This is a genomic window from Nocardia aurea (assembly GCF_003123685.1).
In the GTDB taxonomy this organism is placed as follows: domain Bacteria; phylum Actinomycetota; class Actinomycetes; order Mycobacteriales; family Mycobacteriaceae; genus Nocardia; species Nocardia aurea.
Genome location: NZ_QCYJ01000154.1, coordinates 17555 through 39549, shown reverse-complemented (window position 1 = coordinate 39549; position 21995 = coordinate 17555). Strand labels below are relative to the sequence as shown.

Here is a 21995-nt window from a genome sequence, read left to right as displayed (position 1 = left end):
CCGATGGCCGAATTCCTACAGCAACTCATCGAGGGGATCACCGCGGGGGCGATCTACGCGGGCCTCGCCCTCGCTCTCGTGCTCATCTACCGGTTCACCGGAATCGTGAACTTCGCCCAGGGTGAGCTGGCCATGTTCTCGGCATTCCTCGCCTGGCAGTTCGTCGAGTCCGGTATGCCCTTCTGGCTCGCATTGCCCGCGACGCTGGCGATCTCGTTCATCGGCGGCATGCTGATCGAGCGGGTGATCATCCGGCCGGTGGAGGGCGCACCCGAACTGACGCTGGTGATCGTCACGGTCGGGCTGTTCTTCTTCATCAACGCCGCGGCGGGCTGGATCTGGTCGTTCCAGGTGAAATCCTTCCCGAATCCCTTCCCGGAGGGCGCGATCCGCGCAGGCGGAGTGACCGCCGGATACAACAGCCTCGGCGTGGTGGCCGTGGTCGCCGTGGTCATGGCGCTGCTCTACCTGCTGTTCCGCTACACCAAGATCGGCCTCGCCATGCGGGCCGTCGCGAACAATCCGCAGTCGGCCAGACTCGTCGGCATCAGGGTCGGCACCGTGCTCGCCCTCGGGTGGGGCCTGGCCGCGCTGGTCGGCGCGGTATCGGGGGTGCTGTCGGCGCCGCTGCTGTTCCTCGAACCCAACATGATGGGCGGGGTTCTGATCTACGCCTTCGCCGCCGCGACACTCGGCGGATTCGACAGTCCGGGTGGCGCGGTCGTCGGCGGCATCATCGTCGGGGTCGCCGAGACGCTGACCGGCGCCTACGTCGACGCCATCGGCACCGAACTCAAGGTCGGAGTCCCGCTGGTGATCATCCTCGGGGTACTGCTGTTGCGACCGCAGGGCCTCTTCGGAACCGCGGTGGTGGAACGCGTATGACCGCCGTATCCCGCAGCGAGTCCCCCGCTGCCGCCGCCCCCGCTCCGCCCACCGTGCCGGAGCCGAAGAAATCCCCGCTGAGCAGGTTCGTCACCGCCGCACGGTGGCACTGGCTGCTCGTCGGCGTGGTCGTCCTCGTCGCCTGTTACGCGCCGTTCGAACTCGCACCGTTCCGCACTTTCCAGCTCGCCATGGCGATGATCTACGCGATCGCGCTGCTCGGGCTCAATCTGATCGTGGGCCACACCGGCCAGATCTCGCTGGGCCACGGCGCGTTCTTCGCGGTCGGCGCGTACACCGCGGCGGTACTCATGGATCGCTGGGACACCCCGTACCTGGCGACCTTGCCGATCGCGGCCGTCGTCACCTTCGTCATCGGCTTCGCACTCGGCATCCCGGTCCTGCGATTGCGCGGGCTCTATCTCGCCCTCGTGACACTGGCCATCGCCATCTTCATGGTGCCGCTGCTCAAACGATTCGACGATGTCACCGGCGGGTCCATGGGTCTGACCCTGCGCAAACCGCAGCCGCCCGAGTGGACCGGGCTGGCCGAGGACCAGTGGCTGTACTTCCTCGCCCTCGGCACGACGCTGATCAGCTTCCTGCTGGTGGCCGGGGTGCTGCGGTCACGGGTGGGGCGCGCGCTGCACGCCATCCGTGACAACGAGATCGCCGCCGAGGTACTCGGCGTCCGGCTCGCGTTCTACAAGACGCTCGCCTTCGCGTGGAGCGCGACCTTCGCCGGGGTGGCCGGCTGTGTCTACACCTGGGTGATCGCCTACGTCTCCCCCGACTCGTTCGCGGTCGGACTGTCGATCACGCTGCTGGCCGGACTGGTCGTCGGCGGACTCGGCACCCAGTGGGGACCGGTGCTCGGCGGACTGTTCGTCATGTACGTGCCGAACTTCGCCCAGGACATCAATCAGGCCGCACCCGGCGTCATCTTCGGACTGCTGATCATCGCGGTCATGTACCTCGCGCCGAACGGATTGGCCGGCCTGGTCGGCCGTGCGGCGTGGTGGCTCGGCCGGCGAGGTCGGCCAGTTCTTCGGAAAGGGAATACCAATGCGCACTAGGGCGATTCGCCTGATAAGTCTGGCGGCGGCCGTGCTGTTCGCGACCACGGCATGCGGAGGCGGCCGGGACGGGGACGGTGGCGGAACCATCGGCCAGGGTGACTGCAAGGGGCAGCAGACCACCGGCATCACCGATACCACTATCAAGATCGGCGGCGCCTACCCCCTGTCCGGCCCCGCGTCCGCATATGCCGAACTGCCCAAGGGCATCCGGGCCTACTTCGACTACGTCAACGCCGAGAAGGGCGGCATCGACGGACACAAGGTCGAGTACCTGGTGCGCGACGACGGCTACCAGCCCCCGAAGACCGTCGAGGAGATCCGCCGCCTCGTCGAACAGGACCAGGTCTTCGCGGTCTTCCAGACCCTCGGCACCCCGACCTCGTCGGCGGTCTGGGACTACCTGAACCAGCGTCAGGTGCCGCAGATCTTCGTCGCCGGTGGCGCGACGCAGTGGGGCGCGGATACCGCGCACCCGTGGACGATCGGCTGGCAGCCCAGCTACCTCGCCGAAGGACAGGTGTTCGCCCAGTACGTGCGTCAGCAGAAGCCCGACGCGAAAGTCGCGGTTCTCTACCAGAACGACGACTTCGGCAAGGATCTGCTGAGCAGCTTCACCAAGAACGTCGCGGGCAGCGGCGTTTCGATCGTGGCCGAACAGAGCTACGAGGCCACCGATCCCACCGTCGAGCCCCAGCTGCGCAACCTGGCCAACTCGAAAGCCGATGTGCTGCTGAACTTCGCGACGCCGAAGTTCGCCGCCCAGACGCTGGCCGCCGACGCGCGCAACGTCGACTGGAACCCGCTGCACATCCTGACCGTGGTCTCCAACCCGATGACCACGCTCAAGCCGGTCGGGCTGGAGAACGTCCAGGGCATCGTCTCGGCGGCGTTCCTCAAGGATCCGGCCGATCCGCAGTTCGCCAACGACGCCGCGGTGCGCCTGTACCGGGAGAAGCTGGCCCAGTACGCCCCCGGCGCCGATCCGACCAACCAGTACACCACCTCGGGCTGGGCGGTCGCGGAGAGCTTCGCCAAGACGTTCGAGGCCGCGAAATGCAAGACCCGCGAAGGCCTTCGGGATTCGGTGCGCGCCCTGAACGACGTGACCATCGACCTGATGCTGCCCGGGATCACGCTCAAGACCGGCCCCGGCGACGCGTTCCCGCTCGAGGCCATGCGAATCCAGAAGTTCGAGGGTGACCGCTGGGTTCTGAACGGCGATGTGATCCGCACCAGCAAGTGATCCACCAACGCTTCGTGCTTCGGCGCACTCCAGCGCCGTAGCCGGCCCCGAAGAAAACAGATAGATGAGGAAACAGATGAAGTTCCGCAGTTCCATCATGACCGCCGCGCTGGCGGCGGTCGCCCTCGGCGTCAGCGCGGGCGCGAGCCACGCCGCACCGGCGCCCGAGCAGCAGCAGGATATTTCCTACGAGGTCACCCGCCAAGGGGATTCGGCTGTCGTCACCCTCGACAGCGGCAAACTGCGCGTGGTCGCCGATCAGCTGGTCATCACCGACGATCGCGACACCCCGGTCGCGGCCCTGCCGCTGAGCTACCGGATGGACGCTCTCGCCTACCCGATCTCGGCGAATATCGACGGACGCACCGCGACCCTCACCCCGACCAAGGACGCGGGCACACCGGTCGCGGCCGTTTCGCCGAGCCAGATCGTCACCGCCGATCAGGTCGCCGAATCCTTCACCCCGCGTGACCTGACCGCGCTCGGCGCGCTCGCCCAGCGCATCACCATCGGCAGCGCCGTCAGCGCGGTCGTGGGCGCCGTGCTCGGCGGCGGTGTCGGCTGTCTGCTCGGCGCCGCGGGTGGCGCCGCGATCGCCAGCCCGGTCATCGCCCTGCTGCTGCCCTTCGTCGGTGCCGCCATCGCGGGCTGTGTCCTGGGTGCGGCCACCTTCGGCGCGGTCGGCGGCATGGTCGGCCTGATCACCGTCGGCGGTCCGCTGGCGCTGTTCGCCGCCTTCCAGTACTTCTCCACCATCCTCGCGCCGTGCCCGGCCGAGCTGCCGTACTGCAAGGATCCCGCCGTCCCGGCGCCCGCTCCCGCGAAGTAACCGAAACCGCCAGGCCGCGCCTGCCCACCCGAGTGCCCGGGTGGGCGGGCGCTTCTGCGTTTCCGGTCAGGCCACTCGGGTTTTCGCGAGATCGCCGAGCAGCCGCCAGGTCCTGGAACGGTCGGCGGCGGTGGTGAGATCGGTCTGGGTGAAGACGACATCGGTGGCGCCCGCGTCGAAATACTCGGCGACCCGGGTGGCCACCGATTCCTCGTCGCCGATCACCACCAGTTCCGAAGCCCTGGCGGCGCCGGACAATTCGACGGTACGGCGGTAGGACGGAATTCCGTCGTAGAAGGCGGTCGCCGCCTCGGCCGCGGCGCGGGCGGTGCGAATATCGGACGTCACGACTCCCGCGACCAACGCCACGACGCGCGGGCGCGGTCGCCCGGCCCGCTCGGCCGCGCGGGTCAACGGGGCGACGATGTGGTCGGCGAGCGCACCGGGTCCGACCAGGAACGGCAGGGTGCCGTCGGCGAGTTCACCGGTCACGCGCAATGCCTGCGGCCCCATGGCGGCGACCAGGATCTGCGCGGGCGGCCGTGCCCCGGCGACCGCGGCGGGCATCGGCGTGACGGCGGTGAGGGTGTCACCGTGGAAATCGGCCGCGCCGGTTTCGATGACGCTGCGCAGCGGCGTGAGGAATTCGCGCAGCCGGGTGATCACCCGGTCGCCGGAGATACCGAAGGCCTGTGCCGCCAACGCGGACGCGCCGAGTCCGAGGCCGAGGGTGAAACGTCCGCGCGTGGCCGCCCCGGCGGTTTGGGTCTGACCGGCGATCAGCAGCGGATGTCTGGCCGAGATCGGCACCGCCGAGGTACCCACCTCGACCTCGGGCACTTCGCGCCCGGCGATTCCGGCCAGCGTGATCGCGTCGGTACTGAACGTCTGCCCGAACCAGACCGAGCGCACGCCTGCTTCGGCGGCCTCGCGAGTCAGCGCTACCGCCGCGTCCACCGCGTTGTCGGTGGCGTCGAGTGTGAAGGGGGACAATGCGATTCCGATACTCATCTCCGGTGCAACCCCCGCACCCGCGACCGGAATTCCGGTCTCAGCGCACGACGATGGATTCCGCGCGCATGGAATCCTTGACCTCGCCGATGGTCAGGTCACCGAAGTGGAAGACACTGGCCGCCAGTACCGCGTCCGCGCCCGCCGCCACGGCCGGGGCGAAATGTTCGACCGCTCCCGCGCCGCCGCTGGCGATGACGGGTACCGTGACCGCCGCGCGCACCGCCCGGATCATCGGGAGGTCGAAGCCGACCTTGGTGCCGTCGGCGTCCATCGAGTTGAGCAGGATCTCCCCGACCCCCAATTCGGCTCCCCGCACGGCCCATTCGACGGCGTCGATGCCGGTGCCGCGTTTGCCGCCGTGTGTGGTGACCTCCCACCCCGACGGGGTGTCGGGCTGACCTTCCGGCACGGTGCGGGCGTCGACGGACAACACGATGCACTGCGATCCGAACCGCTGCGACATCTCCCACAGCACCTCGGGCCTGGCGATCGCGGCGGTGTTCACCGACACCTTGTCCGCGCCCGCGCGCAACAGCCGGTCCACATCCTCCACGGTCCGCACGCCGCCGCCGACGGTGAGCGGGATGAAGATCTGCTCCGCCGTGCGGGTGACGACATCGATCATGGTGCCGCGATCCCCGGTGGAGGCCGAGACGTCGAGGAAGGTCAGTTCGTCGGCGCCCTGGGCGTCGTAGAGTGCCGCGAGTTCCACGGGATCGCCCGCGTCACGCAGATTCTCGAAATTGACGCCTTTGACCACCCGGCCCGCGTCCACATCCAGACACGGGATCACGCGTACCGCCAACGTCATTGACTCACCCTTCGAATTCGTCTGTTGCGGCGCGTGCGAGCCGCGCCCCGGTGAGCGTCGCGCCCACCGCTCATGCCGTGCTGACCATGCTGATCATGTCCAGCAGTTCTTCGTGCACCCCCGGCGCGGCCGCGAGCACCGAGCCGGAGGTGATATGCCACGGATCACCCGCGAGGTCGGTGACGACGCCGCCCGCCGCGCGGATCAGCGCGACACCGGCCGCGTTGTCCCACGGGTGATGTCCGAACACGATCGCGCCGCCGAGCACCCCCGACGCGGTGAACGCCAGATCGATTCCGGTGGAGCCGTGCATGCGCACCCGCGAGGAGAGTCTGCTCAGCGGACCGAGCAGATCGAAGCGGAAACGGCCGGGGATGCGCCCGGTGGCGTCGACGTTGAAGGCGCCGAAACCGATCATGGCCTCGGCGAGTCTGCCGCGCGGCAGCGGCGGCAACGGCGCGCCGTTGAGGGTGACCGGCCCGCCGAGCGCGGCGGCGTAGCGCCTGCCCAGGATCGGCAGCCAGGTCAGCCCGAGTACCGGCTCACCCTCGTGCACCAGCGCGAGCAGCATGCCCGAGAGCGGATGGCCCGAGGAATAGTTGAAGGTGCCGTCGATCGGGTCGAGCACCCAGGCGGTGCCCGAGGTCAGTTGCGGACCGCCGAATTCCTCGCCGTGCACCTCGATTCCGGTCCGCTGCTCGAGCCGGTCGGAGATGGTGCGTTCCAACTCCAGGTCGAGTTCGGTCGCGAAATCGTTGCCGCCCTTGCTGATCGCGCTCGGCGCGCCGATACCCTCGGCGAAGCGCGGGGCCGCCGCGTCGAGGATGTCGCTCGCGGTGGCGAGCAGGGCCGGGAGATCGGCGATCGGGTCGGCGGTCATCGGGTGCTCAGCGCACCGCTGCCAGCGCCTCGGGCAGCGTGAAGCGGCCCGCGTAGAGCGCTTTGCCGACGATCGAACCCTCGACGCCGTCCTCGACCAGTCCCGCGATGGCGACCAGATCCGCGACGGTGGACACTCCGCCCGAGGCGATCACGGGTGCGTCGGTGGCGGCGCAGACCTCGCGCAGCAGTTCGAGATTGGGGCCGGTCAGGGTGCCGTCCTTGGTCACGTCGGTGACGACGTAGCGGGAGCAGCCGTCGCGTTCGAGGCGCTCCAGCACCTCCCACAGGTCGCCGCCGTCGCTGACCCAGCCACGACCGCGCAACCGGTATTCGCCGTCGATGATCCTGACATCGAGACCGACCGCGACACGGTCGCCGTGTTCGGCGATGGCCTTGGCGCACCACACCGGATCCTCCAGCGCGGCGGTGCCCAGGTTCACTCGCGCGCAGCCGGTGGCCAGGGCGGCACGCAGCGATTCGTCGTCACGGATACCGCCGGACAGTTCGACCTTCACATCGAGTTCGCCGACGACACCGGCCAGCAGCTCGCGGTTGGAACCGCGCCCGAAGGCCGCGTCCAGGTCGACCAGATGGACCCATTCGGCACCGGCCTCCTGCCAGGCCAGCGCGGCGTCACGGGGCGAACCGTAGCTGGTTTCACTGCCCGCCTCCCCCTGCACGAGGCGCACGGCCTCTCCATTGGCGACATCGACGGCGGGAAGCAGTACAAGACTCACTCCGAGCAGCTTAGTTGCTGTCCCGTGGCATTCGAGCCCCGGGCCTGCGCTGATGCGATGACGGTCACGACGGGGGCCGAACCGGTCAGCCGCGCGAATGGTGATCGAGGATCCTGGTGAGCAGCTCGACCAGTTCCGTGCGCTCGGCGGCGGAGAATCCGGCCAGCAACTCGTCCTGGGCGGTGTCGAGGCGCCGATCGAGTTCCGCGAGGTGACGGGCGCCGGAATCGGTCATGGTGACGATATTGCGGCGGCGGTCGCCGGGGTCGGGGCTGCGCTCGACGAATCCGCGTTCGGCCAGGTCGTTGAGCGCGGCCACGATATCGCTGCGGTCGATGCGGGTCCGACGACCGAGTTCGGCCTGACTGTCCGGTCCGAACGCCTGGAGCGTGGTGAGCAGCGCGTAGTGGTGCCTGCGCGACCCGGTGTGCTCGAGCGCCCGGTCGGTGGCCCGGTCCGCGAGGAGCGCGACCTGGTTGACCAGCCTCGTCGGTAGGGCGCGAAGCCTGCTCGCCGCGCCTTCGTCGGAGATTTCCATGCGCCTACATTACAAGACTTGTTGGTGCGACCCACATTCTGATACCGTTGGCTTTACCAACGTTGGACAGGCCAACAATTATCCGAAAGGTTCCTCCAATGAACAGATTCCGCACCGTGGCCCTCACCGCCCTCCCGCTGGCACTGCTGGCCGCCTGCTCGACGACGGCCACCGCGACCGATGACGCCGCGCAGCGCGAAACGCGCGAACTCCGCGACCGCGACCAGATCACGCAACTGGTCTACCGACTCGGCCGCGCCCTCGACGAAGGCCGCTTCGACGACCTGCGCGCCATCTACACCCCCGACGCCACCGTGCGAACTCCCGGCGGAACCGCCGAAGGCCGCGACGCCCTCATCGCCCAGGCACGCCGCAACCACACCGACGCGCACCGGATTCAGCACTTCTTCAGCAATGTGATCGTCGACGTACACGGCGACAGCGCCGACGTCCGCGCCAATATCGTGGCGATCTTCACCCCCGCCACGGAGACGCCGGGACGAGTCGCCCCGGAACCCGCGTTCACCCTCGGCGTGGTGTACCGCATCGACGCCGTCCGCTCCGGAGAAGGCTGGAGCATGTCCCGGGTCGAGATGACCCCGCAGTGGTCGAAGGGCACCCGCCCGTGACCCGGGCGGACCTCCTATCGCGTACCCGGACGACCTCCGGGTACGCGAACAACCCCGCCGAACCGGCGGGTATCACGGTGATTACAGGGAGGCGACCCAGTTGCGGAGCAGTTGTGCGCCCGCGTCGCCCGACTTCTCGGGGTGGAACTGGGTCGCGGACAACGCGCCGTTCTCGACGGCGGCCAGGAAGGGGACGCCGTGTTCGGCCCAGGTGAGACGCGGATTGGCGAAATGTTCGCTCGGGGGCAGGTCCCAGGTCTGGGCGGCATAGGAGTGCACGAAGTAGAAGCGGGTGTCGCGGTCCATTCCGGCGAACAGGGTGCTGTCGCTGGGGGCCGAGACGGTGTTCCAGCCCATGTGGGGCAGCACCGGGGCGGAGAGGCGTTCGACGGTGCCCGGCCATTCGGCGCAGCCGTCGGTCTCCACACCGAATTCCACGCCGCGTTCGAACAGGATCTGCATGCCGACGCAGATGCCGAGCACCGGACGCCCGCCCGCCAGGCGCTGGCCGATGATGCGTTCACCGCGCACGGCACGCAGACCCGCCATGCACGCCTCGAAGGCGCCGACGCCGGGAACCACCAAACCATCTGCGGCCAAGGCGATCTCGGGATCGGCTGTCACCTCGACGGTCGCGCCCGCGCGCACCAGCGCGCGCTCGGCGGAGTGCAGGTTGCCGGAACCGTAGTCGAGCAGCGCGACCGATGTGGCGCTCACAGCGTTCCCTTCGTCGATGGGACGCCGTGCACGCGCGGATCGAGTTCCACGGCGGCGCGCAGCGCCCGCGCCACGGCCTTGAACTCCGCCTCGGTGACGTGATGCTGGTCGCGGCCGTAGAGCACCCGCACGTGCAGCGCGATGCGCGCGTTGAGCGCGATCGACTCGAAGACGTGGCGGTTGAGCACCGTGGAATACGGCGCGCCGGGCGCGGCACCCGGAATCACCGTGTGCAGCAGGTGATCCGGTTCGCCGGTGTGCACGCAGTAGGGCCGCCCGGAGACGTCGACCGCGGCGTGCGCGAGGGTTTCGTCCATCGGGATGAAGGCGTCACCGAAACGGCGGATCCCCGATTTGTCGCCCAGCGCCTGCCCGAGGGCCTGTCCGAGGACGATCGCGGTGTCCTCGACGGTGTGGTGCGCCTCGATCTCGATATCGCCCTGCGCGCGCACCGTCAGATCGAAACTCGCGTGCGCGCCGAGCGCGGTGAGCATGTGATCGTAGAAGGGGATGCCCGTGGAGATCTCGGTCTTGCCGGTGCCGTCCAGATCCAGTTCGACCAGAATGCTGGATTCCTTGGTCACGCGTTCGACCCGCGCGGTCCTGCTCATGCCGTCACCTCGCTGAGATTCATCGTGGGGCCAGTTCGGTCGCGGCCAGTTTCGCGCTGACGCGCAGGAATTCGTCGTTCTCGGCGGCCAGGCCGATGGTGGCGCGCAGGTAGCCGGTGATGCCGACATCGCGGATCAGCACGCCGTCGTCCAGGTAGCGCTGCCACGCGCGCGGCGCGTCGGCGAACCGGCCGAAGAGCACGAAATTGGCGTCGCTGGGCACCACGTCGTACCCCTGTTCGGTCAGTGCCGCGGCGACGCGATCACGCTGGGCCGCCAATTCGGCGACACTGCCCAGGGTCTCGTCGGCATGGCGCAACGCGGCGCGGGCGGCGGCCTGGGTGACCACCGACAGGTGGTAGGGCAGGCGCACCAGCAGCAGCGCGTCGATCACGGCAGGCGCGGCGACCAGGTATCCGAGACGTCCGCCCGCGAAGGCGAAGGCCTTGCTCATCGTGCGGGTGACCACCAGCTTCGCCGGGAAACGGTCGATCAGCGCGAGCGCGCTCGGCTCGGCGGAGAACTCGCCGTACGCCTCGTCGACGACCACGATGCCCGGCGCCGCCTCGAGCAGGCGGACCAGGTCGGCGGCCGGAATGCTGTGCCCGGTGGGATTGTTCGGGCTGGTCACGAACACCACGTCGGGACGACGTTCGGCGATGACGGCCACCGCGTAGTCGATATCCAGGGAGAAATCGGCGCTGCGCTTGGCCTCCACCCATTCGGTGTCGATGCCCTCGGAGATGATCGGGTGCATCGAATAGGAGGGCACGAAACCCAGCGCGCTGCGGCCCGGTCCGCCGAAGGCCTGCAACAGCTGTTGCAGGATCTCGTTGGACCCGTTGGCCGCCCACACGTTGACGGTGTCGACGGTGACGCCGGTCTGCTCGCTCAGGTAGGCGGCCAGATCGGCGCGCAGCGCCACCGCGTCCCGATCGGGGTAGCGGTGCAGGTCGGCGGCGGCGGTGCGAATGGATTCGGCGACGTCGTCGATCAGCGCGCGGGTCGGCGGGTGCGGGTTCTCGTTCGTGTTCAGCTGCACCGGCACCGTCAATTGCGGTGCGCCGTAGGGCTTCTTGCCGCGCAGGTTCTCGCGCAGCGGCAGATCGTCGAGTCCGATGGCCGAGCCGGGAGCGGTCGCGCTCATGACAGCGCCTCGAAACGCGCCGTGACGGCCTGGCCGTGCGCGGGCAGATCCTCGGCCGTGGCCAGTGCGACCACGTGCCCGGCGACATCCTTCAGCGCCGCCTCGGTGTACTCGACCACGTGGATGCCGCGCAGGAAGGTCTGCACGCTCAGCCCGGAGGAATGGCGGGCACAGCCCGCGGTCGGCAGGACGTGGTTGGACCCCGCGCAGTAGTCGCCGAGGCTGACCGGCGCGAACGCGCCGACGAAGATCGCGCCCGCGCTGCGCACCCGCGCCGCCACGGCGGACGCGTCGACGGTCTGGATCTCGAGGTGTTCGGCCGCGTAGGCGTTGACCACGCGCAGGCCCTGATCGATATCGTCGACGAGGACGGTGCCGGACTGCGCGCCGGTGAGCGCCTCGCGCACCCGGGCGGCGTGTTTGACCACGGTCATCTGCGCGCTGAGCGCGGCGTCGACGGCGTCGGCGAGTTCCGCGCTGTCGGTGACGAGCACGCTGGCGGCGAGGACATCGTGTTCGGCCTGGCTGATCAGATCGGCCGCCACGTGTACCGGGTCGGCGGTGGCGTCGGCCAGGATCGCGATCTCGGTCGGGCCCGCCTCGGCGTCGATGCCGACCAGTCCTCGACACAGCCGCTTGGCGGCGGTCACGTAGATATTGCCCGGTCCGGTGATCAGGTCGACCGGTTCCAGCCCCGCGCCGTCGGTATCGACGCCGCCGTAGGCGAGCAGCGCGACCGCCTGCGCGCCGCCGACCGCCCACACCTCCTCGACGCCGAGCAGCCGAGCGGCGGCCAGGATCGTCGGATGGGGCAGCCCGCCGAACTGCGCCTGCGGCGGCGAGGCGACGACCAGGGAGTCGACACCGGCGGCCTGGGCAGGCACCACGTTCATCACGACGCTGGAGGGATAGACGGCGTTTCCGCCCGGCACGTACAGCCCGACGCGCTCCACCGGCACCCACCGCTCGGTGACGACGCCGCCGGGCACCACCTCGGTGACCGTGTCGGTGCGCCGCTGGTCGGCGTGTACCTTGCGGGTCCGCTCGATCGCGACCTCGAGCGCCGCGCGCACCGCGGGATCGAGTTCGTCGAGTGCTCGCGCCAACTCGGCGGCCGGAACCCGGACCGAGGCCGGGACCACCCCGTCGAACCGCTCGCTGAATTCGAGCGCCGCCGCGACACCGCGATCCCGGATGGCCTCGACCACCGGGCGCACATGGGGCAGCACCGAGTCCACGTCGACTCCCCCGCGCGGCAGCGCGGTGCGCAGCTCGGCAGCGGAAGGAGTGCGACCGCGCAGATCGACGCGGGCGAGCTCGATGCGGGATGTCATATCGGTCGGCTGTCCTGTCTGTGCTGGGCTTTGTCCGGTACCAGCCTAATGGTCGGCATCAACCGGGTTTCCGGCCCGGTCTCACCCCGCGACGCCGCGGTGACCTGGATCTCAGCCGGGGCGGGCGGGCTCGCGCGAACGCCGGGCCGTCGACGCGCGCACGCGACCGCGCCGATCGGGTCGGCGACAGGTCTTCGGCGCGGGCGCGCGTCGACCGACATTCCTTCGCTCCCGGCCGGTTCCGAGTGCCGAAAATCTTCCCCGTTCGGGTGTTGACCAGCGATAATGGTGTGCCCCACGGGTATTCGGCAAGGCCGGTAGTCTGATGCCATGATCACGCTGAAGAAAGAAGACGGCGCCGCGGATCTCGCCGGCATCACCAAACTGAGTGTCGGGGTCAGCTGGGATCCGTCGGCGGGTGCCAGCGGTGGCGCACTCGGGTGGGCACGCAGGAAGAAGGGGGTCGATCTCGACCTCATCGCCATCCTCATGCAGGGCGCGGAACCGGTCCGGTTCGCGGGTCTGGACTCGCTCGACCCGCTCGGCAACGGCTCGGTGCTGCACTCGGGAGACGAGCAGACCGGCGCGGCCGTCGGCGACGACGAGACCGTCACCGTCACCTTCGCCGACGTACCCGGCGGCATCGACGCCATCATCTTCGTCGCGGTGGCCTTCAAGAAGGGCAGTTCCTTCGAGAAGGCGAACAACATCTCGTTCAAGGTCTACGACGCCTCCGGCGGCAGCAGCCAGCAGGTCGCCGATATCTGGCCCTCGCTGCTCGGCAACGAGAACGCCAACGCCGTCGCGCGGGCGTTCCGCAACGGCCCGGTCTGGCAACTCGAGGTACTCAACCGCAAGGGCAAGGTCAAGCAGGGCGACAAGCAGAACCTGCTGCGTTTCGCGATGGCCTGATCGGATCCGGCAGACCGCGCGGGTATCGGCGCAGGCGACTTCGCCGTCGGTCCCGCGTTCGTTCCGTCCCGGACGGGCAGGCCCGCGCGGTCCGGCACGACCATTCGCTCGGTCGAAGCCCGGACCACGCACAGCACGGTCCGTCTAGGTCACGGCCGGTCGCGTCTCGCTGTCGATCAGCAATCTGCCGCCGCTGCCGACGATGACATGCAGCAACATCGAGGTGGTCTGGTCGCCCACGATGAGGGTGGCCAGCCGCATATCGTGCGACCCGTCCGGGGAGGGGCCCTCCTCGACACCGGTGATAGTGGCGAACCGTCTGACGGTACGTGATTCCCAGTACTCCTGGAATGCCTGCTCGCCGCCGTATTGCTTCTGTGCCGCGGGTGTCAGCAACGACCAGGAACCCGCCGGATTGCTGTAGAACTCGGTGATCAAACTGCCCGCGGCCTGTACATCGACCGACCCCGCGCTCGGCGTCTTACCGAGCTGCGGAACCGCGGCCTGCGTCGTGGCGCTGGCCGACGAGGTCGCCGCCGACGGCGGAGCGGCCTGCGGCGCGGGAGTATCGGAACCGGACTGGCTCATCGCGACGATCACCAGTGCGACCACGGCGATCACCGCGCCGACCGCGCCGCCGATCAGCACGGCTCCGCGCCTGCCGCTGGATTTACGCGGCGGCTGCGGACGCGGCTGGGCCTGGGTGCGCGGGTGCGCCATCGTATTCGGATGGGTGCCACCGCGAGTCGGATGCGGTGTCGGCCGGTTGTGCCATTCGGTGGCCTGATGCGGCGGCGGGCCGACCGGCGACGAGCGCAGCGCGCGGGTCGCCGCCTCCTCGTGCCCGCGCTGCCTGCGCGCGAAAGCCTCACTGGCGGGGACGAATCCGGCGTGCGCGGGCGCGGTGCCGGAATCGGCCAGCGCGGCCAGATGTTCGCGCGCCGTACGCATGGTCGGCCGGTGCTCGGGTTCCGGATCGAGCAGTTGCAACAGGAAATCGGTGGCGGCACCCGCGTTTCGCGGTTCGCTCACCTGACCGTTGGCCGCGGCGTAGAGCACCGCCAGCGGGTTGGCGCTCGCGCCGTAGGGCGGTTCGCCCTCCAGCGCGTGGAACAGCGTCGCGCCGAGCGCGAACACGTCGGCGGCCGGGGTGGGGTCCGCGCCGCGCGCCACCTCGGGCGCGAGATAGGCGGCGGTGCCGCAGATCAGGCCGGTCTCGGTGAGCGTCACGTCACCGGTGGCGCGTGAGATGCCGAAGTCGGTGATCTTCACGGTGCCGTTGTCGTCGAGCAGGATGTTGCCCGGTTTCACGTCGCGGTGCACGATGCCCGCCTGGTGCGCCGAGATCAGCGCCGAGGCCACCTGTTCACCGATACGCGATACCTGCGTCAACGGCAGGGTGCCCTGCGCGGAGAGCACAGCCGCCAGGCTCTTGGACTTCATGAATTCCATCACCAGGCACGGATCGCCGTCGTGCTCGGTGATATCGAAGACCACGATCGCGTTCGGGTGCTGGAACCGTGCCGCGTTCCGTGCCTCGCGGATGGCGCGCTGACGCACCACGTCGCGTTCGGACTCCGGCAGACTCGCCTTGATGTGGATCTGCTTGACCGCGACCGAGCGCTGCAGTCGTTCGTCGACGGCACGCCAAACAACGCCTGTGCCGCCGCTACCAATCCGCTCGACCAGGCGGTAATGCTCCGCGATCAACTGACCGGTATCGATGGCGCCTACTCCGAACCTTCTCGAAATCGTGACATCCCGCATATTGACCGCGTACGCGGCCCGCCGACGAGTGTAGCTGGCTTATGGGCCGAGCCATGCGTCAGCACGGAAGTATTTCCGGCCGCTCCGGCGGAGGGCCGTCACAGGCGGTGACCACACTGTGCGTTTACTGCCACACGGTGTCCGGCGCGCTGCCGCGCCACGTTAGCGCGGCGCGCGCAACATGCGTCCGGCGGCCTCCACCGCGGGGGCCGAACTCCCCGCGTCGGCGATGAAAACGGCGAACGCGAGATCCGCCGAGGCGTCGATGCCGACGAACCAGCCGTGCGCGTGGGTGTTGTCGCCGTACTCGGCCGTGCCCGTCTTGCCGAGCAGGCCGGGGATGTCGCCGAGCTGCGTCGCGGTGCCGCCGGTGACGGTTTCGCGCATCATCGTCTCGATCTGTTCGGCGGTCGCGGGCGGCAGCGGTCGCGGTGTCCGGTCGGCGACACCCGGCTGGCCGGCCACCAGCATCGGCGCTGGCACCGATCCGCGCGCGATCGAGGCCGCGACGAGCGCCATACCGAACGGCGACGCTGTCACCCGGCCTTGACCGATACTCGACTCCACGCGCATGGCCGGGGTGTCCGCGCTGGGCACCTTGCCGGTCACCGTGGTCAGGCCCGGCGTGACGAAGTCGACGCCGAGACCCAACTGCGCGGCCGCGTTCGTCAGCCCGTCCGGCGGCAAACCCACACCGAGCGCCGCCATCGTCGTGTTGCAGGAGCGGGCGAACGCGGTGTGCAACGCGACCGGACCGAGATCGAAATTGTCGTCGTTGGGGATGCGACGCCCTTCGATATCGGCCACGCCGGGGCACGGCAGCACGGTGTCCGGCGTGACCGCGCCCGCCTGCATCGCGGCCGACACCGTCACCGTCTTGAAGGTCGACCCCGGCGGGTACAGACCGGTGAGCGCGATCGGTCCCTGCGCGTCGGCCTGCGCGTTCTGCGCCATCGCGACGACCGCGCCGGTGAACGGCCGCAGCGCCACGACGGCGGCGGGCTGCGCGATCGGGTCGAGCGCGGCTTCGGCGTTGCGCTGTATCGCGGGATCGAGGGTGGTCCGGATATCGGGTGTCGGGCGCGGATCCCGGCCCGCGACACGTCCGGACACATCGGGATTCACCGGATGTACCGACCAGCCCGTCGCCGCGTCGGTGGTGGACTGCCACAGGTCGGCCAGACCCGACAGCGTCGGCGAGGACAGTGCCTTGTCGGTGGTCAGCAAACGGGTCTGCGGGGCGAGGGTGACACCGGGGATGGCGGCCAACGTGTTCGCGATGGGCTCGATATCGCTCGCGCGCAACGTGATCGCGGTGACGGGCGCGCCCTCGGAGGCGGCCAGATCGGCCTGTAGCGACTGCGCGGTGATCCCGGGCGCGAGCGGTGCCAACACCGGCGCGACGGCCGGTAGATCGGCGCCGGGCGCGATATTCACCAGGGTCACCACCTGCTGGGTCATCAGTTCGCCGCCCGCGGAATCCAATATCCGGGCGGGAGCGGGAGCGAGCGGGCTGTATTCGAGCGGACCCATCGCCAGTCCGGGAGCGATCGTCGCCGGATCCCAGTGGATCTTCCAGCCGTCGCGATCGCGCGCGGTCCCGGTGGTGGTGTAATTCCACTCCCCCGCCGCGCCCGTGCCGAATTTCCAGGTGGCGGCCAGGGTGAATTGGTCGTCGTCGGTCGAGTCGACCCGGAATTCCACCTGTTTGCCGAGGCCGTCGTAGAGCTGGTCCAGCGCCGAGGTCGCCGCGGCCGGGTCGTCGGTCAACGCGGCGGCCGCGGCGATATCGGCGCGGGTCAGCGCGTCGGCGAGATCACCGGCGACGGTCTGCGGCTGGTCGGGACCGGAACCGCAGCCGAAGAGAATCAGCGCGGGTGCGGCGAACAGGGCGAAAAGCTTCCGTTGGGTACGCACCCGGCCGACTGTATCGGGAGCACGGTCACCCACAGGTCAGGTCGGAAAGCGCGATTCCGGCGAATTCGTCAGCGGAACAGCCATCCGCCCTCGGACAGGGTCGCCGCGTCCGCCTCGTCCAGATCGATATCGAAGATCTCCGACAGGACTTTCGGGAGTTCTGCGAGTTCGAGTTCGCGGGTGTCGCCGGAACCGTCCGGATATTCGGTGGTCATCGTCGTGCCGTCGATGACGTAGTGCACATCGGGCAGGAAACGCTGCACGAACGGTCGCGTGGTGAACGGCGAGCGCGGCGCGGTCGAGACGAAGTGATTGCCGACCTCGAAATCGATGCGGTACTGCGGTTGGGTGCCGAAGGTGTAGCGCTCCAGCCAGCCGTCGCGGCCGAATTGGTGCAGCGCCCAGAGTTCGGTGTCCAGTTCCCCGACCCGGCGTTCCAGCCGGAAGCGCCACCGGCCCAGCGTGAATTCCCCCGTGCTCGGGACCAATTCGTAGGGCTCGAGCGGGCCCGCGCCGAATCCGACGTCGACCATCCACACGCGCTCGTCGTCCTCGGTGGTGACGCGCAGCAACGCGTGGGTGGCGGGGCGCAGGCCCTCGGTGGCGCCCATGGTGACCCGTCCGCTCACACCGGTCACGCCGAAACCGAGCCGTTCGAGTACCGCCGCGAAGATTCCGATGTTCTCGTAGCAGTACCCGCCGCGACGCCGTCCGATCAATTTGTCCTGGAGCGCGGACAGGTCGAGCGGGATCGTGCGTCCGAGGATGATCTCGAGGTTCTCGAACGGGATCGTGGTGGTGTGCAGGTAGACCAGTCGACGCAAGGTCGCCGAGGTCGGCGCGCGCTCGCCGTCGAAGCCGATCCGCGCCAGATAGGCGTCGAGATCGATGGCCGCGCCGTTCCACCGATATGCCGGATCCGTCACCGCGTCCTCCTCGACGTGCTCACCCCTTATCGAAAACCACGCGGCCCACGGAACTGTTCCGCGCTCACGCCGCGCATTTCGCGCCGGGCGGGGCCGCGGGCGCGGTGACGGTTCGGCGCGCCACGTCGACGAGGTAATCGCGGTCGGGACCGTCGGCGGGTTCGGTGCCGAGCAGCAGCCTTTCCACCACGCAGCCGCCCTCGAAGAAGGCGGGACCGATGCTGTGATCGCCCGGCACGATCGCGCCGTTCAGATCGCGGCCGGTCACGACGGTGTACATCGAGGTCGGTTTTCCCGCGGCGAGCAGGGCCGCGCGCATCTCGACACTGGTCACGTAGGGGACCACCGTGTCCGCGATGCCGTGGACGAGGAACGCGCGCCGCATATCCATCCGCCCCGCGAGCAGCGCGGGCGACCGTTCCACGTAGGCCTGCGGACAGACGATCGGAGTGCACCCTCCGGCGTCGCGCTCGATCTGGCCGGGCAGGTCGGGATCGACGAACCCGCCCGCGGCCCACATCGTGAAATCGTCGCCGGGACCGTAATTGTCGACCCAGTAGTCGAACAGCCCACGCGGCGCGTGCGCGACGGCCAGTCCGCTCATGATGCCGCCCTGGCTCCAGCCCCACAGCACCGTCCGCGCGATCCGCGGATGCTCGGCCCGGTACCACAGGGTCGAGGCGACGATATCGCGCCACCCCGCCCACAGATTCCAGTCGCCGGTCCGCCAGACACTGGTGTCGTTGCGCAGATCCATGGCCAGGAAAGGGGTTTCGGTGCGGCGCGCGATCGAGGTGACATACGCGGCGTAGTCGGCCGAGGTACCGGTGTGCCCGTGCACCGCGATCGCCAGCTGCTCCGGCGGCAGATCGCCGGGAACGCATCGGTAGGGCTCGTACACCCGGCCGGTCGCCTCCTCGCCGTCGACCGTGACCGTCACGGGGCGTACGTCCACCCCGGCCGCGCAGGCGGGTTCGGCCGAAGCCGGTGACGCGGTGAGGCCGCTCGCCGCGAAAACTCCCCACAGCACGCAGCACACAGCCAGCAATCCGCGTCCACGCCTCATCACCGAATGATCCCACGGTGGCACGGTGATACGGTCCGGCTCGAAGCATTAACACCGGTGGAATTCGGGCCGATAATCGAAGCGCGCGGGCCGGATGTCCTTCTGCTGGCGTGCCGATGTCGATATGGAGTCCCGACCGCCGTTTGCGCCGGTCCCGACCCACTTTCCGGGGAGCAGAGCACATGGCCTTCTTGAACAGAATCGTGTCCAACGCACACACCTTCGGCCGGTTGATGGACGTGGTCGACAAGGCCCCGCAGTGGCGCAAGCAGTTGCTGGCCAAGAAGAACGAATTACGCGGCGGCGCCTTCCGTGACGCGGCGATGGGGATGTGCGCCCTGGTCGCCGCCGCCGACGGTTCGATCGAACCGAACGAGCGGATGCGGGTGGCCGGACTGATCGGCACCGAACCCGCGCTGTCGAACTTCTCCGCCGACGAATTGCGGCAACTGTTCGAGGACAACTGCAATCGCCTCGTCGCCGACGCCGCCTTCGGACGCGCCCACGTGTTGCAACAGATCGCCAAGGTCGCCGGGAAGCCGACCGAGGCGGAGGCGGTGGCGCAGATCGGCATCCTGATCGGTAACGCCGACGGCGATTTCGACCAGGCCGAGGTCGCCGCCGTTCGCGAGGCGTGCCGGGCACTGCGGGTCGACCCGCGCCAGTTCGGGCTCTGACCGGCGCCTGCCGGTAGTCACGCGTACTTGTCGGACCACCCGGCTACCATGCCGCCCATGCGTTCGATCGACGCCGCCGAACGGCGGGCAAGACTGGCCGTGCGGCACCGGCTCGCGAACGATTCGCGCACCGACGACGTCGTCGAGGTGGTCCGGTCACTGGTGGTGTTGCACGCGACCGATCCCGCGACCGTGTACCTCTCGGTCGGCGCGCGCTCGCACGCCGCCACCCCCGCGCATGTCGAGAAGGCGCTCTACGACGACCGCGCGCTGGTCCGGATGCTGGCCATGCGGCGCACCATGTTCATCGCGCCCGTCGAACTGGTCCCCGCGTTGCAGGCGTCCTGCGCGAACGCGCTCGCGCACAAGCAGCGTCGCGCCTACGGCCGCTACATCGAACAGGCGGGTGTGATCGACGGGGATGTGGCGACGTGGCTGGCCGAGGTGGAGGCCGAGACGCACGCGGCGCTGCTCGCGCGGGGACTCGCGACGGGTGCCCAACTGTCCAAGGACGTCCCCAGGTTGCGCACCCAGGTGAACGCGGCCCCGGACAAGGCGTATTCGCGGCCGACCAATATCACCACGTGGGTGCTGGTGACGCTCGGGTGCGAAGGCCGCATCGTGCGCGGGCGGCCGAACGGAAGCTGGACGAGCAGCCAGTACAGCTGGGCTCCCGTCGAATCCTGGCTTCCGGACGGGGTGGCGGCGCTGTCGGTCGAGCAGGCGCGCGCCGAGTTGGTGCGGAAATGGTTGTACGCCTTCGGGCCCGCACCGGTCTCCGACATCAAATGGTGGACCGGGTGGACTCTCAGCGAAGTTCGGGCAACCCTGGCCGAACTCGATCTCGTCGAGGTCGACCTCGACGGCACCGTCGGCGTTCTACTCGCCGAGGACATCGATCCCGTCGCCCCACCGGAACAACCGTGGGCGGCACTGCTGCCCGCACTCGACCCGACTCCCATGGGCTGGCAGTCGCGCGACTGGTACCTGGGCCCGCACGCGCCCGCCCTCTTCGACCGCAACGGCAATATCGGTCCGAGCATCTGGTGCGACGGCCGCATCGTCGGCGGGTGGGCGCAGCGCAAGGACGGCGAGATCGTCCACCGTCTCCTCGAGGATGTCGGATCCGAGCACGTGGCGCTGATCGAGCGGGAGGTCGCGAAGACGGCGGCCTGGTACGGCGATATCCGTGCGATTCCACGCTTCCGGACACCGCTGGAGCGCGAACTGACGGCGTGAGCGCGCGGGAATCTCCGCTCCGAGCCGATCGGTACCTCACGCCGAGCCCAGACACTCGCTGCCCGAGGCCGGGCACGCGCCGATCGGCCGGTGCCCGGCGTGGAAACTCCTACATGTCCAGGCCGAGGTCGAGTACACGCACCGAATGGGTGAGCGCGCCGACGGCGAGATAGTCGACGCCGGTGCGGGCGTAGTCGGCGGCGACCTCGATGCTCAGCCCTCCCGAGGATTCGAGCCGGGTGTTCGGCGCGACGGCATTGCGGCGTTGGACGGCGGCCTGGGTCTGCCAGAGCGGGAAATTGTCCAGCAGCACCAGTTCCACGTTCTCGGCGAGTACGGCGTCGAGCTGTTCCAGGCTGTCGACCTCCACTTCGCACGCGATATCGGGGGCCAGTTCGCGCACCGCGCGCAGCGCGTCGACCACCGAACCCGCGGCGACCACGTGGTTGTCCTTGATCAGCGCGGCGTCGCCGAGTCCCATCCGGTGATTGACACCGCCGCCCACCCGGACCGCGTATTTCTGGAGGGCGCGCAAGCCGGGCAGTGTCTTGCGGCTGTCGCGGATCCGGCAGTGGGTGCCTTCGACCTCGTCGACCCAAGCGGCGGTCGCGGTGGCGATCCCGGACAGGTGACAGACCAGATTGAGCATGGTGCGCTCGGCGGTGAGCAGCGCCCGCGTCGGCGCGACGAGGCCGAGTACCGCACCGCCCGCCGCCACCCGGGTGCCGTCGGCTACCCGATCGGTGATCTCGTAGTTGCCCGCGCCGATCACCTCGTCCAGCACCAGCAACCCGACGTCGAGTCCGGCGACGGTCCCCGGCTGTCGCGACACTATCGACGCCTTGACCACCGCGTCGGCGGGCACCGTCGCCACGGTGGTGATATCGGGTCCGTAGCGCAGATCCTCGTCGAGCGCGGTGCGGATCAGCGCGACCACTTCGTCCTGGTTCAACGCGGTATCGAGCGTCATGGGTGCACTCCTAACGTGTTCTCGCCGAAGCGAATATGCGGTGGGGACGGCTCGGCGCGGCATGC

The 21995-nt window shown here is 69.2% G+C and carries 22 protein-coding genes; 8 read left to right on the top strand and 14 right to left on the bottom strand.

What is annotated here, in order from left to right:
- Positions 1–3 precede the first annotated feature (3 nt).
- From DAT37_RS38015 to DAT37_RS38000, 4 genes are all read left to right on the top strand, one after another.
- The gene (locus tag DAT37_RS38015; RefSeq protein ID WP_109529789.1) at positions 4–885 is read left to right on the top strand and encodes a branched-chain amino acid ABC transporter permease; all 882 of its coding nucleotides are present in this window, start codon (positions 4–6) and stop codon (positions 883–885) included.
- Positions 882–1961, top strand: coding sequence for a branched-chain amino acid ABC transporter permease (locus DAT37_RS38010; RefSeq protein ID WP_109529788.1), 1080 nt, complete (start codon positions 882–884; stop codon positions 1959–1961). Before DAT37_RS38015 ends, DAT37_RS38010 begins: the two co-directional genes overlap by 4 nt.
- Positions 1951–3207 (top strand): ABC transporter substrate-binding protein, encoded by a 1257-nt coding sequence (locus tag DAT37_RS38005; protein ID WP_109529787.1) that lies wholly within the window; start codon positions 1951–1953, stop codon positions 3205–3207. The genes DAT37_RS38010 and DAT37_RS38005 overlap by 11 nt, the downstream gene beginning before the upstream one ends.
- Positions 3208–3283: 76 nt before the next feature.
- On the top strand, positions 3284–4036 hold the full coding sequence (locus tag DAT37_RS38000) for a hypothetical protein (protein ID WP_157978889.1): 753 nt from the start codon (positions 3284–3286) through the stop codon (positions 4034–4036).
- 66 nt (positions 4037–4102) lie between these two features.
- On the opposite strand, the gene DAT37_RS37995 is transcribed toward DAT37_RS38000, so the two are convergent.
- The 5 genes from DAT37_RS37995 to DAT37_RS37975 form a co-directional block, all read right to left on the bottom strand.
- Positions 4103–5047 (bottom strand): TIGR03564 family F420-dependent LLM class oxidoreductase, encoded by a 945-nt coding sequence (locus DAT37_RS37995; protein WP_109529785.1) that lies wholly within the window; start codon positions 5045–5047, stop codon positions 4103–4105.
- Between the two features lie 40 nt (positions 5048–5087).
- The gene (hisF, locus tag DAT37_RS37990; protein WP_109529784.1) at positions 5088–5861 is read right to left on the bottom strand and encodes an imidazole glycerol phosphate synthase subunit HisF; all 774 of its coding nucleotides are present in this window, start codon (positions 5859–5861) and stop codon (positions 5088–5090) included.
- Positions 5862–5931: 70 nt separating this feature from the next.
- Positions 5932–6741 carry an inositol monophosphatase family protein gene (locus tag DAT37_RS37985; protein ID WP_109529783.1) on the bottom strand — a complete coding sequence of 270 codons (810 nt, stop codon included), beginning with the start codon at positions 6739–6741 and terminating at the stop codon, positions 5932–5934.
- 7 nt (positions 6742–6748) lie between these two features.
- On the bottom strand, positions 6749–7480 hold the full coding sequence (gene priA / locus DAT37_RS37980) for a bifunctional 1-(5-phosphoribosyl)-5-((5-phosphoribosylamino)methylideneamino)imidazole-4-carboxamide isomerase/phosphoribosylanthranilate isomerase PriA (RefSeq protein WP_109529782.1): 732 nt from the start codon (positions 7478–7480) through the stop codon (positions 6749–6751).
- An 85-nt stretch (positions 7481–7565) separates the two neighbouring features.
- Positions 7566–8018, bottom strand: a complete 453-nt coding sequence (locus DAT37_RS37975; RefSeq protein ID WP_109529781.1) for a MarR family winged helix-turn-helix transcriptional regulator — start codon at positions 8016–8018, stop codon at positions 7566–7568.
- A 98-nt stretch (positions 8019–8116) separates the two neighbouring features.
- Here DAT37_RS37975 and DAT37_RS37970 point away from each other — a divergent pair, with 98 nt between their 5' ends.
- Complete coding sequence (locus DAT37_RS37970) at positions 8117–8647, top strand: nuclear transport factor 2 family protein (RefSeq protein ID WP_109529780.1); 531 nt, start codon at positions 8117–8119, stop codon at positions 8645–8647.
- Positions 8648–8728: 81 nt separating this feature from the next.
- Here DAT37_RS37970 and hisH read toward each other — a convergent pair whose 3' ends face one another.
- Genes hisH through hisD form a run of 4 tightly spaced genes read right to left on the bottom strand, consistent with a single transcriptional unit; the run spans position 8729 to position 12456 of the window.
- Positions 8729–9364, bottom strand: coding sequence for an imidazole glycerol phosphate synthase subunit HisH (hisH, locus tag DAT37_RS37965; protein WP_109529779.1), 636 nt, complete (start codon positions 9362–9364; stop codon positions 8729–8731).
- Positions 9361–9975 carry an imidazoleglycerol-phosphate dehydratase HisB gene (gene hisB, locus DAT37_RS37960; RefSeq protein WP_109529778.1) on the bottom strand — a complete coding sequence of 205 codons (615 nt, stop codon included), beginning with the start codon at positions 9973–9975 and terminating at the stop codon, positions 9361–9363. The genes hisH and hisB overlap by 4 nt, the downstream gene beginning before the upstream one ends.
- A gap of 19 nt (positions 9976–9994) precedes the next feature.
- Complete coding sequence (locus tag DAT37_RS37955) at positions 9995–11122, bottom strand: histidinol-phosphate transaminase (RefSeq protein ID WP_109529777.1); 1128 nt, start codon at positions 11120–11122, stop codon at positions 9995–9997.
- On the bottom strand, positions 11119–12456 hold the full coding sequence (hisD, locus tag DAT37_RS37950; protein ID WP_109529776.1) for a histidinol dehydrogenase: 1338 nt from the start codon (positions 12454–12456) through the stop codon (positions 11119–11121). Before hisD ends, DAT37_RS37955 begins: the two co-directional genes overlap by 4 nt.
- A gap of 330 nt (positions 12457–12786) precedes the next feature.
- Between hisD and DAT37_RS37945 the strand changes: the two genes are divergently transcribed.
- Positions 12787–13368, top strand: coding sequence for a TerD family protein (locus DAT37_RS37945; protein ID WP_109529775.1), 582 nt, complete (start codon positions 12787–12789; stop codon positions 13366–13368).
- A gap of 144 nt (positions 13369–13512) precedes the next feature.
- On the opposite strand, the gene DAT37_RS37940 is transcribed toward DAT37_RS37945, so the two are convergent.
- From DAT37_RS37940 to DAT37_RS37925, 4 genes are all read right to left on the bottom strand, one after another.
- Positions 13513–15078, bottom strand: coding sequence for a serine/threonine-protein kinase (locus DAT37_RS37940; protein WP_332873388.1), 1566 nt, complete (start codon positions 15076–15078; stop codon positions 13513–13515).
- 219 nt (positions 15079–15297) lie between these two features.
- On the bottom strand, positions 15298–17052 hold the full coding sequence (locus tag DAT37_RS37935; RefSeq protein ID WP_109529773.1) for a penicillin-binding transpeptidase domain-containing protein: 1755 nt from the start codon (positions 17050–17052) through the stop codon (positions 15298–15300).
- 68 nt (positions 17053–17120) lie between these two features.
- The gene (locus DAT37_RS37930; RefSeq protein WP_109529772.1) at positions 17121–17978 is read right to left on the bottom strand and encodes an arylamine N-acetyltransferase family protein; all 858 of its coding nucleotides are present in this window, start codon (positions 17976–17978) and stop codon (positions 17121–17123) included.
- A gap of 64 nt (positions 17979–18042) precedes the next feature.
- The gene (locus tag DAT37_RS37925; protein ID WP_109529771.1) at positions 18043–19044 is read right to left on the bottom strand and encodes an alpha/beta hydrolase family protein; all 1002 of its coding nucleotides are present in this window, start codon (positions 19042–19044) and stop codon (positions 18043–18045) included.
- 182 nt (positions 19045–19226) lie between these two features.
- Between DAT37_RS37925 and DAT37_RS37920 the strand changes: the two genes are divergently transcribed.
- Together DAT37_RS37920 and DAT37_RS37915 are read left to right on the top strand one after the other, a co-directional pair.
- A complete protein-coding gene (locus DAT37_RS37920; RefSeq protein ID WP_109529770.1) occupies positions 19227–19721 on the top strand; it encodes a tellurite resistance TerB family protein in 495 nt (164 codons plus the stop codon).
- 57 nt (positions 19722–19778) lie between these two features.
- Positions 19779–20960 (top strand): winged helix DNA-binding domain-containing protein, encoded by a 1182-nt coding sequence (locus DAT37_RS37915; protein ID WP_109529769.1) that lies wholly within the window; start codon positions 19779–19781, stop codon positions 20958–20960.
- Between the two features lie 109 nt (positions 20961–21069).
- On the opposite strand, the gene nadC is transcribed toward DAT37_RS37915, so the two are convergent.
- Complete coding sequence (gene nadC / locus DAT37_RS37910) at positions 21070–21930, bottom strand: carboxylating nicotinate-nucleotide diphosphorylase (protein WP_109529768.1); 861 nt, start codon at positions 21928–21930, stop codon at positions 21070–21072.
- Positions 21931–21995: the final 65 nt, after the last annotated feature.

Bases quoted from the DNA above. Each gene is read 5' to 3' on its own strand.
- DAT37_RS38015 (WP_109529789.1), top strand. From the start codon at position 4: ATGGCCGAATTCCTACAGCAACTCATCGAGGGGATCACCGCGGGGGCG.
- DAT37_RS38010 (WP_109529788.1), top strand. From the start codon at position 882: ATGACCGCCGTATCCCGCAGCGAGTCCCCCGCTGCCGCCGCCCCCGCT.
- DAT37_RS38005 (WP_109529787.1), top strand. From the start codon at position 1,951: ATGCGCACTAGGGCGATTCGCCTGATAAGTCTGGCGGCGGCCGTGCTG.
- DAT37_RS38000 (WP_157978889.1), top strand. From the start codon at position 3,284: ATGAAGTTCCGCAGTTCCATCATGACCGCCGCGCTGGCGGCGGTCGCC.
- DAT37_RS37995 (WP_109529785.1), bottom strand. From the start codon at position 5,047: ATGAGTATCGGAATCGCATTGTCCCCCTTCACACTCGACGCCACCGAC.
- hisF (WP_109529784.1), bottom strand. From the start codon at position 5,861: ATGACGTTGGCGGTACGCGTGATCCCGTGTCTGGATGTGGACGCGGGC.
- DAT37_RS37985 (WP_109529783.1), bottom strand. From the start codon at position 6,741: ATGACCGCCGACCCGATCGCCGATCTCCCGGCCCTGCTCGCCACCGCG.
- DAT37_RS37975 (WP_109529781.1), bottom strand. From the start codon at position 8,018: ATGGAAATCTCCGACGAAGGCGCGGCGAGCAGGCTTCGCGCCCTACCG.
- DAT37_RS37970 (WP_109529780.1), top strand. From the start codon at position 8,117: ATGAACAGATTCCGCACCGTGGCCCTCACCGCCCTCCCGCTGGCACTG.
- hisB (WP_109529778.1), bottom strand. From the start codon at position 9,975: ATGAGCAGGACCGCGCGGGTCGAACGCGTGACCAAGGAATCCAGCATT.
- DAT37_RS37955 (WP_109529777.1), bottom strand. From the start codon at position 11,122: ATGAGCGCGACCGCTCCCGGCTCGGCCATCGGACTCGACGATCTGCCG.
- hisD (WP_109529776.1), bottom strand. From the start codon at position 12,456: ATGACATCCCGCATCGAGCTCGCCCGCGTCGATCTGCGCGGTCGCACT.
- DAT37_RS37945 (WP_109529775.1), top strand. From the start codon at position 12,787: ATGATCACGCTGAAGAAAGAAGACGGCGCCGCGGATCTCGCCGGCATC.
- DAT37_RS37925 (WP_109529771.1), bottom strand. From the start codon at position 19,044: ATGAGGCGTGGACGCGGATTGCTGGCTGTGTGCTGCGTGCTGTGGGGA.
- DAT37_RS37920 (WP_109529770.1), top strand. From the start codon at position 19,227: ATGGCCTTCTTGAACAGAATCGTGTCCAACGCACACACCTTCGGCCGG.
- DAT37_RS37915 (WP_109529769.1), top strand. From the start codon at position 19,779: ATGCGTTCGATCGACGCCGCCGAACGGCGGGCAAGACTGGCCGTGCGG.
- nadC (WP_109529768.1), bottom strand. From the start codon at position 21,930: ATGACGCTCGATACCGCGTTGAACCAGGACGAAGTGGTCGCGCTGATC.